Source organism: Paenibacillus sp. FSL F4-0087 (assembly GCF_038020215.1).
Classification (GTDB): Bacteria; Bacillota; Bacilli; order Paenibacillales; family Paenibacillaceae; genus Paenibacillus; species Paenibacillus taichungensis.
In genome coordinates, this window is the sequence record NZ_JBBODJ010000001.1 from 1592339 (window position 1) to 1608375 (window position 16037).

Consider the following 16037-nt stretch of genomic DNA (forward strand, 5'->3'; position numbering starts at 1 on the left):
GATTGAGATTACCCATGTTAAAGAAAAACCTTATGCTCTTCATGAGCATCTGTCTTGTGCTTGTACTCGCAGCCTGCGGGAACGCCAATAATTCATCTTCTGCGTCGGAAGGTTCTACTACGGACACTTCGAACGCTACACAGGATAGCAATTCCGCTTCCGGGGATCAACGCATTGCATCCATGTCGATCCATCTGACCAATGACCTGCTGTCTCTTGGCATTACACCGGTTGGTTCGGTGATCGGCGGGGAAGCCAAAGCCTTCCTGTCCCATGTGGCTGACCGTCTTCAAAATACAACGCCGCTCGGTCCCGTTAAGGACCCGGACATGGAAGCCTTACTTGCCCTGAAACCAGATGTCATCTACCTGGACGAAGAATTCTCCGGTGATGATATTGCCAAATTCGAGAAAATTGCTCCTGTACACGTCTTCAATCTGGATGATGGCACTTGGCGCGACCACCTGAAAGACATTGGTAAACTGGTCAACCGCGAGAAAGAAGCAGAGCAATACATTCAGGATTATGCAACTGAAACGGAAGAGGTGAAATCCCTGATCCACGATACAATCGGTGACGGCACCGTAATGGCTATCCGTGTTACCGCCAAAGAACTGCGTGTATTCAGTACACGCCGCCCAATGGGCCCGATTTTGTATGAAGATCTGGGGTTAACTCCAGCTAAAGGCATTGAGGAATTCGATTCGTCCAAACCGTATCAAGTTGTTTCACGTGAAATACTGCCCGACTTTGACGCAGATGCGATCTTCGTTGTTGTGAACTCGGATGATGAAGCTCAGAACATGTTCAAAGAACTGCAAAACAATCCGATCTGGCAAGGACTGAAGGCTGTCAAAGCAGGTCATGTCTACCCGATCGGTGCTCAACCTTGGCTGGACTATTCTTCAATCGGCAATAAAATGGCCATGGATGAAGCCAAAGAAATGTTTTCTAAGAAATAAAATGATCCTTACGCACAACATTTAAAAAACACCAAAAAACCTCTCTTTGCAGATCGGAACAGAGTAAGCTAACATGCTCTCTCCATCCGCTCAAAGCAGAGGTTTTTTTGAATCCAAATTGGTATTCCTGTAGGTAAAAGTCCGTCGGCATGGCCTAATCACAAGGTACAAACGACGATCTCAACATCCGTTTCGGCAAAAGCATCTTGAATAATGCCCCTCACCTTATCCCACTTCAACCTGTCCAGCCCGCAGCCGATTTGTGGCATCGCCAGTTTGTTGAGCCCATCTCTAACGCATATGTCACGCATGGATTCAACGGCTCGGGTAAACGACTGATAGGTTGGTTTGTAAGAGAACTTGGCCTTGGTGACCAGATTCAGTGTCCGCCCCACCGAATAACATTGTCCGATCTCAAGCGGCTCCTGCTGCGCCTGCTCCTGGAGAACCTCCAATCCAAATCGCTGCCGAAACTGCACAGCAATCCCTGCACCCATGCGGGCATCCGCAGAAATACAGTGTGCAAGCGTGTAGTGATCATCCATGGCAAACAAATCCTGCTGTATTTCGCGAAAATCCATATTGTCTTCTTCTCCCTTACAAATTTTACTTTTCACCTTTTTCCAGTTCACTTTCCCGCCAAACGATCCTCAAACGCCTTGATTGTTTTCTGTCCTGATGACCGGTCCAATACGGCAAATACGATTCGTTCAAAGGAATGCCTGAAGTTCTCTTCCACCAATACTTCATGGAAATACTTCGCTACGTCCACCGGATCATTCCTGAATACTCCGCAGCCATATGCACCTAGTACGATGGTTTGATGTCCATGCAACGCGGCCACGTCCAGAATATAGCGAATGCGCCCTTTCATGACGGACTCAATCTGCCGATTATCGGCATCTTCCCGCTCTCTCACCACTCCCGCATTTACAGCAGGCGCTGTAACGAATGACGTCAGATAGCATTTGTCGAGCAACCGATCCTCGTCATCACGGATCACCGGAACAGCAGGCGAATAGATCATATAATCCGAGTACAGACAAGATCGCTGCTTACGATTATAATCATACATTTCGTTCATTTGGGCGATACATGGGTACAGCCCCGTAGCCCGAGCCAAGCTTTCCTCCTGTGCCTGACTGCCTCCCAGGAAGCCACCACCGGGGTTTTTCGCCGATGCAAAGTTCAGGCAAACGACATCTTTCCCTCCTTCATCCACAGAAAGACGTGAAGCGGCTGCGAGTGTGGTCTCACCCGTAACCTCGATGCGAACGACTGAAGCTTCGGCGCGAGGTTGCAGCTGAACCATTTCTTTACTTCGTTTTTCTCGAAGAGCGATAAGTTCCGTCGGACGATATAATACCGAATCTCGGATCGCTCGCTGTAAATCTGTACCGATCTGAATTCTGCGATCATATCCGTTTACGTATTCTCCTTCTTCCAGAATAGCCAGAGTCTGATGGGCGATTTGGGATCGTCTAGAACGTTGATTCGTACTATTGAAGCCAGTTGTTTTACTGCGATTGTTGTTCTGAATATTGTTCTTATGTTGTTGATCGTTCATCTTCATCACTTCCTATATTTTCTCTAAGACGGGTGAGGATCTCACCCAGCCAGTTGGTTCCCCGCCACGTCCTTCTATTACGAATACGCGAGTCTTCTTCCGCCAGTCCAACACCCCAAATGCGGTCATCCGGGCTTGCTTCCACAAGGGTCGTGCCGCGGGTGGCGAGCAGCATGGTCAGCAGTTGTTCGTTTTGGGTGAATTTGGCTTCGTTGCCCTCATAGACAATACGTTTGCACTCCGCTTCCCATACAGTCTGGTTGAATCCTGCGACCTGTCTGCCCAGCTTTTTTTGGACAGATGCGGAGCTTGCTTTCAGGATCTTATCTGCAATAATCTGATCGCCGAACAGCAGTGCTTTCTGATGCATCATGTATTGCTCTGCACTCGTGTAGTGAACGCCACTCACGGTAAAATCCGCCGGGTGCCACTGTGAGAACGGAGATGCTGTACGCCAGAAAAATGTAAACTTCTCCATCGATATTTCCTCCTAACTTTATGGGGCCAATCTTTCCGGGTTCAGTCTGTATAAACGGGATGGGCGATGTCCAGCATTCCCTGTATACTCCCCCGTTTCGATGACCCAATCGGCGATTTTGCGCCGGAAGGCGGCAGCCAGCAGTTTTTTGCCACTGATGGTCTCGTATACTTTCTGAAGAGCAGTTAGCGTGAATGTCTCCGGCATCAAATTGAAAGCAATATCCGTATACTCCACCTTCGCCCGCAGACGTTCCAGCGCGTAGTAAATGATCTTCGCATGATCAAAAGCAATTCCTTGAACTTCGTTCACGGTAATATGGCTGCTGCGCACTCTACCTTCCAACGTTTCCTTTGTCTCAATGACCGCCGACAATTCCTCTGTTCCATTGGTCAAAATCAACTGCACCCTGCACTCCGTCACACGTCCACGCTCATGGATATGGCGTTTCTCCTCCAGAAGCCGCTGCTCCATTCTGAACCAGTCTGCTTCGCTGGCATCGTCGCCAGCCTGAAGCTGCAGTTCGCTGCTGTCAACCAGCGCCATGTAAGAACAGCTGATAACACGCGTACGCGGATCGCGATGCACATCTCCCCAGGTATACAGCTGCTCCAGATAAATATCATCCAGTCCGGTTTCCGTAAATAGTTCCCGCCTAGCCGCATCCTCCAGCGATTCCTGTATGGAAACGAACCCACCCGGAAGAGCCCACTGCCCCATATAGGGATGACCGCCACGACGGATCAGCAGCAACTGGAGCTCAGGTTCCACAAGCTTGCGATAGTTCTCCTGCGTTTCACTTCGTATTGTAAATACCAACATATCCACCGTAACGGAGGGACGTTCGTAATCGCCCGCGTCATAGGTTTCAAGAAACTGTTGTTCACTTATATTCACGTGATTCTGATGATCTAATGGATTTTGATCAGAATTACCTGCATGTGTCATTTCGAAAGACCCCATTCTGTTATTAACATTTTGTTATTAACAATAAGATAATAACAATCTAACATATCTTTTTGCCCTAGGTCAATATTTCCCATCTCCTTGAAAAATTCATTAGAGCACTCTCAGATATGCTTCCTCGGGATGTCAAAAATCGCTTGACGATATGTCAAATGAAACTTATCATTTAGTTAGTCGACTAATTAAAAGGATGGAAGCGCTTATGAAATCAGATCGAAATGAACGGTTAATGGGACAGTTATCAGAACTCGTCAAGCTACAGCGTTACAAGGCTCATGAGAAGCTTGTCAACCACCCTGAGTTATATCCTGGACAACCGCCGCTGCTGTTCCAGCTTGAACGGGAAGATGGTCAGACCCAGAAACATCTGGCCGAACAGCTTCGCCGCGCCCCTGCAACGGTAACGGTAATGCTGAAACGTATGGAAAGCTCGGGGTTTATACGGCGTGAAGCTGACCCGAAGGATCTTCGCAGTCTACGTGTCTATCTGACCGATCAGGGCCGTGCTGCGCTTAAGGAACTGAGAGAAGTATTCCAGGAGCTTGATCGCCAAGCCCAGAAAGATTTTACACCTGAAGAATCGCAACTCATGGCAGCGCTCGCCCAGCGCATGGTTCAGAATCTGCGAGAATATTAATTGAGATTCATCTATCTTCATCAATATTTGCAACATGATTATTTCATAACGAATGAGGTGATTTTTCCCATTGTGGACGTTAAAACGATTTCTTACCCCGTATAAGTCAGCAGCTATTCTTGCTCCGCTGCTCATGGTCCTTGAGGTTGCCATGGACCTGCTTCAACCCAAGCTGATGTCCAGCATTGTGGATGATGGTGTTCTTGCAGGGAACCTGTCCCACATCGTGACTACAGGTTTATTTATGCTTCTTTTTGCGTTAATCGGATGGGTTGGCGGTGCAGGCTGTACGCTGTTTTCAAGCAAAGCTGCCGTTGGATATGGCACTGATCTGCGCCAGGAATTGTTTGATCATATCCAGAAGTTTTCGTTCCGTAATCTGGATACCTTCCAGGAGGGCTCGCTTATCACTCGCCTGACGAGTGATATCACCCAGATGCAGACCTTTGTACAGATGCTTCTGCGTATGTTTATCCGTTCGCCGATGCTGATTATCGGCAGTATTATTATGGCGTTTACAATCAGTGTCAAACTGGCGCTCATTCTCATTTTGTCCGTGCCGATTCTTTTTATCATCTTATACATCCTGATATCCGCTTCCTATCCGCTGTTCGCCAGCGTTCAGAACAAACTCGACAAGGTGAACGCGGTTCTTCAAGAGAATCTGGCCGGCATTCGTGTCGTCAAAGCTTTTGCACGTGCGCGTCAGGAGAAGAAGCGTTTCCAACAAGCCAATGAAGATTATACCCATACGGCAGTGAAAGCCTGGCGCATCGTATCGCTGAATGCACCGGTATTAAGCCTGATGCTGAATGCAACCATTGTAGCGGTACTGTGGTTTGGGGGCTTTCAGGTAGTAGGAGGCGATATTGCCGCCGGAGATTTGATTGCTTTTATCAACTACGTAACGGTTGTACTCTCGTCGCTCACTTCAATCGGCATGATGATGATGAGCTTCTCCCGCGCCAAAGTATCTGCAACACGAATCAACGAGGTGCTTCACACCCAGCCTGATATTCAATCGGGAGATGATATGTCTCGTAAAGGAGCAGGTCAGGTGGAATTCAGGGATGTCTATTTCCGCTATGATGGAGAACATACGCTCTCTGGAATTACACTGACGGCTCGGCCGGGAGAAAAAGTGGCCCTGCTCGGATCTACAGGATCAGGCAAAACCTCGCTTGTACAGCTGATCCCCCGCTTGTATGATGCCTCACAGGGTGAAGTGCTCGTGAATGGAGTGAACGTGCGTAACTGGGATCTCCAGGATCTTCGCAGCCGTGTGTCCATCGTATTACAGGAATCCATCCTGTTTAGTGGCAGCATTCGGGATAATATCTGCTTCGGCAGACCTGATGCAACGGAAGCTGAACTACGTGCCGCAGCTCAAGCGGCAGCGGCCGATGATTTTATTATGAATCTGAAAGATGGATATAACACGGAGTTGGGCCAGCGCGGGGTCAATCTCTCAGGTGGGCAGAAACAACGGATTTCTATTGCCCGTGCCCTGCTCATGCAACCGGAGGTTCTGATTCTGGACGACAGCACCAGTGCCGTCGATCTGCGTACCGAAGCAAGCATTCAGAAGGCGCTGCATTCACTAATGAAAAATAGTACGACCTTCTTGATTGCACAACGGATCTCTTCTGTAAAAGATGCAGACTGTATTTACGTGCTTGATGAAGGAGAGATCGTGGCAAGTGGTACACATGAACATCTCATGGCCCATTCGCCACATTACCAATCCATCTATTATTCGCAGCAACGGAAGGAGGATGTTCAATTTGGCTAAAAACGCTTCTTCCTCCAACCATCAGACCGTTGTCCCACCGATGATCGGAAGACCTGGGCCACCCGGCCGAGGTCCGGTTCCCAAAGTAAGAGCCAAGAACGCCCGACACGCCATCATTCGAGTGTGGTCATACATGGGACGTCATCGCAAAGGGGTTATCACCGCTCTGATACTGACGGCTCTTGGAACGTTACTTAATCTGGCAGGACCTTATCTGCTTGGCCGTGCGGTCAATGAACATATCGTTCCCAAAATTACGGACGGTCTGCTGAAAGACTGCATGTTATTACTGACCGTATACGTTCTCGGCTCGTTTATGATGTGGGCTCAATCCTATGTCATGATCGGTGTCTCTCAACTGACTGTGAAGGATTTGCGTCATGCTCTGTTTTCACGGCTGCAGCAGCTGCCGATCAGCTTTTTTGACAAAAATCAGAGCGGTGATCTGATGAGCCGGGCTACCAATGATATCGATAACGTGTCCACGACGCTGAATCAAAGTGTAACTCAATTGATGTCCAGCGCCATCTTGCTGGTTGGCTCCCTGTCGATTATGTTAGCCCTGGATGTCCGTCTGACACTGCTCAGTCTGGTCACGGTTCCCCTGATTACGATCGCCACTCGGCTGATCGCTTCAAGAACACGCAAACATTTTACCGCCCAGCAAAAGTTGCTTGGTGAGCTTAATGGCTACGCTCAGGAAACCATTGCCGGACAAAAGGTGGTTGCAGCCTATAATCGTCAGGAGCAGGCACAAAAACATTTTCAAAATTTGAACGAAAAGCTTCGCACTTCCAGTACCCAAGCTCAAAGCGTATCAGGTCTGGTCGGGCCAACGATGAACGTTATGAACAATATCGGCTTTGCCATACTGGCAGCCGTAGGTGGATGGATGGCTTATCATGATCTGACGTCCATCGGGCTGATTGTAAGTTTCCTTGCTTACTCCCGCCAAATTGAGCGGCCCATCAATGATTTGGCGAACCAGTACAACCTGATTCAGGCAGCTATTGCAGGTGCTGAACGTGTATTCCACATTATTGATACACCAAGTGAATACGTGGAAGAACAGAAGAAACAACTGCAGCAGATTCAGGGTAAAGTTGTATTTGAAGATGTATCCTTTGGGTATAACTCCGAGAGGGAGATCTTGAAAAAGGTCAGCTTCACCGCCAAGCCAGGCGAGATGATTGCACTTGTCGGCCCGACTGGGGCGGGTAAAACAACGATCATCAACCTGCTGCCCCGTTTTTACGAGATTACGGGCGGACGGATTACGATTGATGGCTGTGACATCTCCGAACTGGAGAAAGACCAGCTAAGGCGCGAACTTGGCATTGTGTTACAGGATGCCTATCTGTTCTCCGGCACCATTCGTGACAATATTGCCTACGGCAAACCCGATGCAACGGACGAACAGATCCAGCAAGCAGCGAAGTTGGCAAATGCCCACTCCTTCATCCGCAAATTATCGCAGGGTTATGATACCCCGATCATTTCCGGTGGCAGCAATCTGAGTCAGGGACAGCGACAACTGTTAACCATTGCTCGTGCCATTCTTGCGGATCCTGCAATTCTAATTCTGGATGAAGCGACCAGCAGCATCGACACACGCACCGAAATGCAAATTCAGGAAGCGATGCGCACCTTGATGAAGGATCGCACCAGCTTTGTCATTGCCCATAGATTAAGCACGATTCGTGAGGCCGATCAGATTCTGGTTATTGATGACGGCAAGATCGCCGAACGAGGCAGCCATGATGAGTTGATGCAACAGCAAGGTTTCTATTATCAGTTGCATCAGGGTCAGCTTACCTGATTGGGTTCGTGTTCATTGATGATTAAAACACAGAAACACAAACAAAAACGCCGCATTAGGTTCCGTTTTATTCCGAACCTTTGCGGCGTTTCCATTTTATCGCTTCATTCGTACAATTCCGCGTGTAGATTTATATAGAAAATTCAATGAGTGTTCTTTAAATTCAGAAGGAGGTAAGTTGTTTATTTCTTCAATAGATTGATCGAGAGTTAACTTTTGGCGAAATAAAATGGTATTAATCTTTTTTATTGTGCTTATTTCTTCATTGGAAAATCCATTTCTTCTTAAACCAACGATATTAACACCATGTATGTACGAACGTGGACCATCCGCTAAAGAATATGGAACGATATCTTGTGAAACTTTACTTCCCGCTCCAATCATTGCAAACCTTCCGATGTTACATGATTGGTGTACACCAGAACCACAACCAAAAGTGATATGGTCTTCAATATTAACATGTCCACCAATTTGCACATTATTGACGATGACGTTATGATCTCCCATCAATACATCATGTGCGATATGAGCATAATTCATAATAAAGTTATTACTTCCTACTCTCGTGAAACAATCTCCTTTTGATGTGCCTTTACATATGGTGGCATACTCTCTCACGATATTATTATCTCCAATAATGAGATACGATTCTTCGCCTTGGTAACTTTTATCTTGTGGATCTGAACCGATAATGGCACCATGTGAAATATGGTTATTCCCCCCCAATATCGTGTTAGCCCCTATGATAACGTGACTTCCAATCCTACACCCGCTACCTATTTTTGAATTTTCTTCAATGATACTGAAAGGTCCGACTTCGACATTGTCCCCAATTACTGCTGTAGGATGAATAATGGCTGACTGATGTATCATTTAGCACCTTCCTTTGTTTTGGAAAGTTCATTAATTTTTTTATTTAGTTTTTTTATCGTTTGGGGGAGTCTGGAAAGTGCAGCGGATTCTCGTAGTTGTCTCTTATGTGAACGAGCTGTATATCCCGAAACCATTGAGTTCTCGGGCATGTTTTTAGTAACCATAGTTTTAGCTAAAACAACGCAGCCGTCTCCAATGGTGATATTATTAATTACCGCACTTCCACCAGCCAATATGACGCGATTACCAATTTTTGATGAGCCCCCAATTGCACTTGTACCTGCGATAATGCAGTGCTCACCAATTTGCACATTATGACCAATCTGAATGAGGTTGTCCATTTTGGTTCCTGTACCAATGGTTGTTGAATCAATCGTTCCGCGATCAATAGTGGTGTTTGCACCAATCTCAACATCATCAAAAACAATGACATTTCCAATATGCGGGATTTTAACATGTCTCTGACCATCCCATTCAAAACCAAAGCCGTCAGCGCCAATCACTGCGCCAGAGTGAATGATGACATTATCTCCGATGATAGTATCATGTAGAACAGTGACATTAGGGTGGATCAAGCAATTCGTTCCAATGGTCACATTTCTACCAATAAATGAATGCGCGGAAATAATAGTATGATCCCCAATCGAAACATCTTCTTTGATTACCGCGAATTCGTCGATCTGCACATTGTAGCCTAACGTTACCGAAGGCTCAATTGCTTCTGATGATACTACACCACTACTATTGGTTTTCTCACTGAACATTTCAATTAAGCGAATAAAATCGAGCCTGGGATTCTTCACCTTAATAACAGGTACTTTAAATTCTATTATTGTCGTTTCTGGCACAATGAAAGCTGAAGCCTTACATTGATCTAATTTATTTAGATTTTTATCCGTAACAAAAGCAATTTCTCCCTCTTTAGCAGCATTAATTGAACCTACGCCTGTTATAACGACATTGCCATCACCTATTAAAACCCCATTTAACTGTTCAGAGATTTCATTCAAATTACATGACATAATATGGTCTCCTTTTGTATTTAGATAAGATTATTTAATAATTCTTGAGCAAAAAGAGTGTTCAAATAATGAGACGTTCCCGATCCTATGATTCTGGCATGAAAAGGAGGATTCAAAGCTAGATCGCCAATAAGATCCAGTAGCTTGTGACGAGACAATTCATCATGAAAACGTGAATTGGGATAAATTTTCTTTTCACCAATAACTATTCCATGCTCTAAAGAAGCACCTTGAATTAAACCTTTGCTTTTTAAGTACATTATTTCTTCTTCAAAACAAAATGTTCTAGCTGGTGCAATATCCGTTAAGTAATTGTTTTCTATAAAATTAAAATTGGATGTTTGATCTGAGAGGTAGGCAATTTTATGTTCATTTTTAAAACACACGCAATAGGAGATCATTGAAGAGGGATGAGCTTCAAGAAAAGAATTACCGTGCTCAACTCTAATTTTTTGTTTTAAATGGAGATATGTTTTTTTAATTTCTTGCTGCAGATGGCCAACTTCTAAAATCTTTGCTGCAATACCTGTAGAGCTGCCATCAAAAATGGGTAATTCTTCACCATTAACATCAATAATCACGTTATCGATACCCATGCCCCGAACAGCAGACAGCGTATGTTCAACCATAGATACAGAGTATCCATGGTTGTTTTTAAGCTGTGTGCAACGTTCCGTATTGGATACATTACCGATTTTAGCTTCAATAATTTCATATGGATCTACATCCACTCTTCTAAAAATAATTCCCGTGTTTGGTTGTGCAGAATGCAGAGTAATCTCTGACAAATTCCCACTATGTATAGCAATACCGTCTAATGTAAAACGATTACGAATCGTTTTTTGGTACATAGCATCGCCCCCTTTGACATAATTCTCACATTCGGATCCTATTCACATGTATTATATCGATTATGATTAGCTGATGTTGTCGATATTTGGAGTCTCGTCAGAGGAGCATAAAAGAAACCTTAGCACGTTATCTGAGCTAAGGTTTCTAAACGAACCATTTTATATTTTTCAACTGTCTATTTGACGGGGAAAAGTTCAGCGTTTTTGTTTGTTGGAATTATGGCCCCATAGGTAACTGAAGGGTGAATGTTGAGCCAATCCCTATTTCACTACGAACGGTAATTCTCCCATGATGATCCTGAGCGATTTTCTGACAGAGTGCCAGTCCAAGTCCTGTACCTTCCTCCTTGGTCGTATAAAATGGATTAAAGATCGTCGCCAGTGAGTTCTCCGGGATACCGCTGCCCGTATCGGTAATCGAGATAATCGCTTTATCTCCATCATGTAACAGATCAATATGCACTTCACCCGGGTCTTCCATTGCTTCAAAAGCATTACGAATCAGATTAATCAGGACCTGCACGATCTTGTCCCGATCCATGTTGACCACAACTGGTTCACCAGTCATTTCAAGTGTAATCCGATGCCCTCGCGATGCTGCATCCGATTCGGTTAAAGACATGACTCGTTCAAGACAATGGGCCACTCGTTCGGGCTTCATGTGATTGGCCTGTGGTTTGGAAAACTGTAAAAACTCGGCCGTCAGATCCGTTACCCGTGCTACCTCTCCCATAATGACCTCATACCACGGTGCGATATTAAATGCCTGTCCTCGTGATAACTGCAAGAATCCTCGAATGGCAGTGAGAGGATTACGGATTTCATGAGCCATGCCAGCCGCAAGCTCACCTACAGCCCGTAGTCTTTCCGAGCGGAAAACCTCTTCTTCATTTTTCAACCATTTGCTGCGCTGCTGCTGAAAAAAACTATCCTCCGCTACCGTAATAAAGTGCTGCAACGTCTCGGACATTCCCGGATATAGGGAAATGCTGTAGTTTACTTGTAAGCCCCTTAACTCCCCGGACAGCAGTAACGCCATGCGTTCTTCGATATTTTGTATTTCAGGCAAAACGACAGCATACCGATCCCCAGCATACCGAGAAACGCCATATGCATCTGCAAACTGTTTTGAAACACTCTCGCCTGTCGCTTTGATTACATGACTCCAGTTGTCATCGACCTCTTGATCAAACCCGTTGAAATTCTGAATGTTCATGATAATCAGCAAAAATGATCGTTGCTCGTCCACCGTTTCCTTCAGTACGTTCATATATCCCTCGTAGTTTAGCAATCCGGTGAGCGGATCATGGAGGGTTAGAAAATGATTTTTCTCCCGAAGTTTGCGCTTCTCTGCTTCGCTGTTAATCAAGGTATGATACAAAAAGATAATGACAATTGCAGTTAACATGTCAAACATAGACACCAGCAAATTATATGTATCTATCGTCACATACGAAAGCCGAATCACAGTATATTCAAACACAATCAACATTGAAATGGGTAACGTCTGCGTAACACGCTGTTTATCCTGAATCATCGACATGATGAACAGGTAATACAACATATTACACCAGTTAAGTTCACTGAAATAATGGAATATGCCAAGAAAAATCCAATGGATGTTACGCAATACCGGATACTGTTTTTCCTTGTATATACTTGCTACAAATAACACACCAGCACATATCATTAACGCGAGATGGGAAGTAAGCCCTAGAAAATAAGAGGACAGGATAACAAGCAGACATCCGAGCGGGAAAATAACCATTTTCATCGTGTAACTCAGCAAACAGCCTCGCCCCCTTTGACAATACTCACATCTAAGATCCTATTCACATGTATTATATCGATAATGATTAGCTGATGTTGTCGATTATTGGAGGTTCGTCAAATTCACATGAATGTATAAATTTATAATTAAAATAGGACAAACGGTTTATAGGAAATGCACATTACGAAATAATGATCCAATTACAATGGTCATTACTGTGTTACAATACATTTAATGGGTTTATATAGAATATCACCTTGGTTATGGAGGGATAAACATGATACAACAAAGAAAACCTTTGGGCATCGGGACACTTTCTTTGCTTGTGCTTGCTATAGGGTTTGCCTTTAATTTTTCCTGGGGCACAGCAAAGGTGCAAATCAGCCACTATTTGTTTAATCTACTGAACTTGCCTATCTATAGCGATGGTCATCAAGGATTTCACATTCCCTTTATGGTAGCTATAATCTTTTGGTTATCTTCCGTTTTGATCGCACGCAAATACCATTCTCACTTTGGTACAAAAGTAGCCTACAAGGTCGGTGGTTTCATGCTGATCTTTAGCGTTATGATCTTTCCACTTTACGGTATAATATGGGTTATATTTCATTAAAAGAGCAAACAAGCATAAAGCCAGCTCCCCTGTCATTTCAGGAAGCTGGCTTTATGCTTCATTACTAAACTTCTATTTTTTCGCCATATACTTGCGGATATCAAATGCCACCGCAGCCACAATAATCAACCCTTTAATAATTAGCTGCCAGTAAGGACTTACACCGATAAAGGTCAGACCATAGTTGATGACTCCAAAGATCAACACCCCTGCCATAACACCGGGAACCGTACCAATTCCACCCGCTGTGGAGACGCCCCCCACGACACAAGCCGCAATAGCATCCAACTCATACATGTTACCGTAATTGTTCGTTGCTCCGCCCGTACGTGCGGCTTCCAGCACACCGCCCAGTCCATACAGGGCACCTGCAATGGCATACAACGCAATCAGGTTGCGTGCCACATGAATGCCGGACACATGCGCAGCCTGAATGTTGCCACCGATGGCATACATGTTCTTCCCTAGACGGGTCTTGTTGAAGACCACCCAGCAGATCAGCGCAACCGCTACAGCAATCAATACGATATACGGAATGGAATAACCACCGCCAAGATCAATGTAACCAGAACCAATAACGGTAAAATCGGGCCTCAATCCACCAATGGGTTGTGACTGATTGGGCTCTGTATCAAAATAAATCGAGTTCAGACCATATACCGCAACCATCGTACCCAGTGTCGCGATAAAGGGTGGAACATGTAATTTGGCTACAATGATACCATTCACCAGTCCTACTGCCAATCCGGCAATAATCCCGAAGACCATGGGCGCCCACACCCATAAATGTGGCAGATCGGGAAAGAACCGATTGGCATATTCGTCGATTTGCAGCATGGATGCGGAGACAACAGCCGTTAGACCAACGACCCGTCCTGCCGACAAATCGACCCCGCCCGTTACCAGGATAAACGCCGCCCCCAGCGCAATGATGGCCCGTGTGGAGGACTGTTGTAATATATCCCGAAGTGTAGAGAAAGCAAGAAAGTGCGGATCGGCAATGGCAATGCCAATGACGAGCAGGATCAGCACAATAAAGATCGCGCGCTGCGCCACATACTGCTTCACCTGATTGATAACCTGTGTATTCATATGTTCCCTCCTGACTAAGCCATCCGCTGCTGTGCGGCCAGCCTCATGATATCCTGCTCTGTTGCCTCGGCACCGTCCACGATTCCGGTGAGCCGCCCTTCGCTCATGACCATAATTCGATCCGACATGCCCAGCAGTTCGGGCATCTCCGAGCTGATCATAATAATGCTTTTGCCCTGGCGGGCCAGTTCCGTAATAATGGTGTAGATTTCAAATTTGGCACCCACATCAATCCCACGTGTCGGTTCATCGAGCAGTAGAATTTCAGGGTCAGTCAACAACCATCTGGCCAGAAGTACCTTCTGTTGATTACCACCAGAAAGGTTTCGAATCAGCGTGTTAACTGAAGGCGTTTTAGTTCTAAACTTTTGAGTTTGTTCGCGTGCCTCATCTCGGCCTTTCTTCTCATCCAGCAGACCAATCCGATTCCGGTAACGTCCGAGACTCGCAATAATCGTATTTTCATACACAGATAACACTGGAAAAATTCCTGTGACTCTTCGCTCCTCGGTAAGCAGGGCAATGTTATGACGCTTTGCTGCGGCAGGTGACTTAATCTTCACCTTGCGCCCATGAATGGAGATCGTCCCTAAAGCAAGTCCGCGCAAGCCGAACAATGACTCGATCAATTCCGTCCGCTGTGCCCCAACAAGGCCGCCGATGCCAAGCACTTCGCCTTTCCTCAATTCAAACGTCACATCACGGAACGAATTCGGCTGGCTCGAGGTTAAGCCTTCTGCCTTCAAAATCACTTCTCCAGGTACATTCGTCCGTTCCGGGAACCGTTCATCCAGATCACGTCCAACCATGCGGGTAATGATCAGATCAGTCGTTAAATCGGCAGCATCCCAGGTACCCACCACAAAACCATCCCGCATAATCGTGACCTCATCCGAGATCGTCAGAATTTCCTCCATCTTGTGCGAAATGTAGATAATAGACACCCCGCGACTGCGCAGCTGATTAATAATGGCAAAGAGCTGGTCCACTTCCTTGCCCGTGAGCGAGGATGTTGGCTCATCCATCACAATAACTTTAGATTGAAAAGAGACCGCTTTGGCGATTTCCATCGACTGTATTTTGGAAACGGATAAAGTCCCCGCCTGAGCCTTCGGATCAATGTCCAGATTCAAGTCCTTGAACAGAGCCAGTGTATCGGCATACATTCGTTTCTCATCCACCAACAACCCCCTCATCGGAAACCGTCCCAGCCAGATGTTTTCCATCACCGGACGGTGTGGCACCGGGTTCAGCTCCTGATGAATCATCGATATGCCATGCTGAAGCGCCGCTTTCGAACTCGTAATGTCCACCTCATTGCCGTCCATCCGAATCGTCCCTTCATCCGGACGATACATACCGAATAGGCATTTCATCAGCGTGGATTTGCCCGCTCCGTTCTCTCCCATCAGCGCATGAACCGTACCCGGCTTTACCTTCAATGTGACCTGACTTAGTGCCTGCACACCCGGAAATGCTTTGGATATTCCGTCCATCTCCAGCAGGTAAGGTGATTCCATCTTTCATCCTCCCCTTCCTTAAACCCGGCAAAAAAAGGACGCCATCTCATGACGGACGTCCCTGTTTGCTGCTG

At 45.9% G+C, this 16037-nt stretch carries 15 protein-coding genes; 5 read left to right on the top strand and 10 right to left on the bottom strand.

The genetic code is table 11. The features are described from left to right. Positions 1 to 14 precede the first annotated feature (14 nt). Positions 15 to 962 (top strand): iron-hydroxamate ABC transporter substrate-binding protein, encoded by a 948-nt coding sequence (locus MHB84_RS07615; RefSeq protein ID WP_076290259.1) that lies wholly within the window; start codon positions 15 to 17, stop codon positions 960 to 962. 158 nt (positions 963 to 1120) lie between these two features. Here MHB84_RS07615 and MHB84_RS07620 read toward each other — a convergent pair whose 3' ends face one another. From MHB84_RS07620 to MHB84_RS07635, 4 genes are read right to left on the bottom strand one after another with little or no spacing between them, the layout of a single operon-like run. Further along, positions 1121 to 1543, bottom strand: coding sequence for a macro domain-containing protein (locus tag MHB84_RS07620; RefSeq protein WP_076290260.1), 423 nt, complete (start codon positions 1541 to 1543; stop codon positions 1121 to 1123). 47 nt (positions 1544 to 1590) lie between these two features. Further along, the gene (locus tag MHB84_RS07625) at positions 1591 to 2529 is read right to left on the bottom strand and encodes a TIGR02452 family protein (RefSeq protein ID WP_083678980.1); all 939 of its coding nucleotides are present in this window, start codon (positions 2527 to 2529) and stop codon (positions 1591 to 1593) included. Then, positions 2510 to 3007, bottom strand: coding sequence for an NADAR family protein (locus tag MHB84_RS07630; protein WP_076290261.1), 498 nt, complete (start codon positions 3005 to 3007; stop codon positions 2510 to 2512). Before MHB84_RS07630 ends, MHB84_RS07625 begins: the two co-directional genes overlap by 20 nt. Before the next feature lie 18 nt (positions 3008 to 3025). Then, positions 3026 to 3955, bottom strand: coding sequence for an NUDIX hydrolase (locus tag MHB84_RS07635; protein WP_076290262.1), 930 nt, complete (start codon positions 3953 to 3955; stop codon positions 3026 to 3028). A gap of 220 nt (positions 3956 to 4175) precedes the next feature. Between MHB84_RS07635 and MHB84_RS07640 the strand changes: the two genes are divergently transcribed. The 3 genes from MHB84_RS07640 (at position 4176) to MHB84_RS07650 (ending at position 8221) form a co-directional block, all read left to right on the top strand. Beyond that, positions 4176 to 4610 (top strand): MarR family winged helix-turn-helix transcriptional regulator, encoded by a 435-nt coding sequence (locus MHB84_RS07640; RefSeq protein ID WP_076290263.1) that lies wholly within the window; start codon positions 4176 to 4178, stop codon positions 4608 to 4610. Between the two features lie 70 nt (positions 4611 to 4680). Then, positions 4681 to 6402, top strand: coding sequence for an ABC transporter ATP-binding protein (locus MHB84_RS07645; RefSeq protein WP_076290264.1), 1722 nt, complete (start codon positions 4681 to 4683; stop codon positions 6400 to 6402). Beyond that, a complete protein-coding gene (locus MHB84_RS07650) occupies positions 6395 to 8221 on the top strand; it encodes an ABC transporter ATP-binding protein (protein ID WP_076290265.1) in 1827 nt (608 codons plus the stop codon). Before MHB84_RS07645 ends, MHB84_RS07650 begins: the two co-directional genes overlap by 8 nt. Before the next feature lie 96 nt (positions 8222 to 8317). On the opposite strand, the gene lpxA is transcribed toward MHB84_RS07650, so the two are convergent. From lpxA to MHB84_RS07670, 4 genes are all read right to left on the bottom strand, one after another. Then, positions 8318 to 9094, bottom strand: a complete 777-nt coding sequence (lpxA, locus tag MHB84_RS07655; protein ID WP_076290266.1) for an acyl-ACP--UDP-N-acetylglucosamine O-acyltransferase — start codon at positions 9092 to 9094, stop codon at positions 8318 to 8320. Next, positions 9091 to 10116, bottom strand: a complete 1026-nt coding sequence (gene lpxD, locus MHB84_RS07660) for a UDP-3-O-(3-hydroxymyristoyl)glucosamine N-acyltransferase (protein WP_076290267.1) — start codon at positions 10114 to 10116, stop codon at positions 9091 to 9093. Before lpxD ends, lpxA begins: the two co-directional genes overlap by 4 nt. Positions 10117 to 10136: 20 nt before the next feature. Beyond that, positions 10137 to 10967 (bottom strand): UDP-3-O-acyl-N-acetylglucosamine deacetylase, encoded by an 831-nt coding sequence (gene lpxC / locus MHB84_RS07665; protein WP_076290268.1) that lies wholly within the window; start codon positions 10965 to 10967, stop codon positions 10137 to 10139. 217 nt (positions 10968 to 11184) lie between these two features. Continuing rightward, complete coding sequence (locus MHB84_RS07670; RefSeq protein WP_256716859.1) at positions 11185 to 12756, bottom strand: ATP-binding protein; 1572 nt, start codon at positions 12754 to 12756, stop codon at positions 11185 to 11187. Between the two features lie 259 nt (positions 12757 to 13015). Here MHB84_RS07670 and MHB84_RS07675 point away from each other — a divergent pair, with 259 nt between their 5' ends. After that, the gene (locus MHB84_RS07675) at positions 13016 to 13351 is read left to right on the top strand and encodes a hypothetical protein (RefSeq protein WP_076290269.1); all 336 of its coding nucleotides are present in this window, start codon (positions 13016 to 13018) and stop codon (positions 13349 to 13351) included. A gap of 72 nt (positions 13352 to 13423) precedes the next feature. Here MHB84_RS07675 and mglC read toward each other — a convergent pair whose 3' ends face one another. Then, positions 13424 to 14443, bottom strand: coding sequence for a galactose/methyl galactoside ABC transporter permease MglC (gene mglC, locus MHB84_RS07680; RefSeq protein WP_076290270.1), 1020 nt, complete (start codon positions 14441 to 14443; stop codon positions 13424 to 13426). A 14-nt stretch (positions 14444 to 14457) separates the two neighbouring features. Continuing rightward, positions 14458 to 15963 carry a sugar ABC transporter ATP-binding protein gene (locus MHB84_RS07685; RefSeq protein WP_076290271.1) on the bottom strand — a complete coding sequence of 502 codons (1506 nt, stop codon included), beginning with the start codon at positions 15961 to 15963 and terminating at the stop codon, positions 14458 to 14460. Positions 15964 to 16037 lie beyond the last annotated feature (74 nt).

Bases quoted from the DNA above. Each gene is read 5' to 3' on its own strand.
- MHB84_RS07620 (WP_076290260.1), bottom strand. From the start codon at position 1,543: ATGGATTTTCGCGAAATACAGCAGGATTTGTTTGCCATGGATGATCAC.
- MHB84_RS07675 (WP_076290269.1), top strand. From the start codon at position 13,016: ATGATACAACAAAGAAAACCTTTGGGCATCGGGACACTTTCTTTGCTT.
- MHB84_RS07685 (WP_076290271.1), bottom strand. From the start codon at position 15,963: ATGGAATCACCTTACCTGCTGGAGATGGACGGAATATCCAAAGCATTT.
- lpxC (WP_076290268.1), bottom strand. From the start codon at position 10,967: ATGTACCAAAAAACGATTCGTAATCGTTTTACATTAGACGGTATTGCT.
- mglC (WP_076290270.1), bottom strand. From the start codon at position 14,443: ATGAATACACAGGTTATCAATCAGGTGAAGCAGTATGTGGCGCAGCGC.
- MHB84_RS07630 (WP_076290261.1), bottom strand. From the start codon at position 3,007: ATGGAGAAGTTTACATTTTTCTGGCGTACAGCATCTCCGTTCTCACAG.
- MHB84_RS07625 (WP_083678980.1), bottom strand. From the start codon at position 2,529: ATGAACGATCAACAACATAAGAACAATATTCAGAACAACAATCGCAGT.
- MHB84_RS07640 (WP_076290263.1), top strand. From the start codon at position 4,176: ATGAAATCAGATCGAAATGAACGGTTAATGGGACAGTTATCAGAACTC.
- lpxA (WP_076290266.1), bottom strand. From the start codon at position 9,094: ATGATACATCAGTCAGCCATTATTCATCCTACAGCAGTAATTGGGGAC.
- lpxD (WP_076290267.1), bottom strand. From the start codon at position 10,116: ATGTCATGTAATTTGAATGAAATCTCTGAACAGTTAAATGGGGTTTTA.
- MHB84_RS07635 (WP_076290262.1), bottom strand. From the start codon at position 3,955: ATGACACATGCAGGTAATTCTGATCAAAATCCATTAGATCATCAGAAT.
- MHB84_RS07615 (WP_076290259.1), top strand. From the start codon at position 15: ATGTTAAAGAAAAACCTTATGCTCTTCATGAGCATCTGTCTTGTGCTT.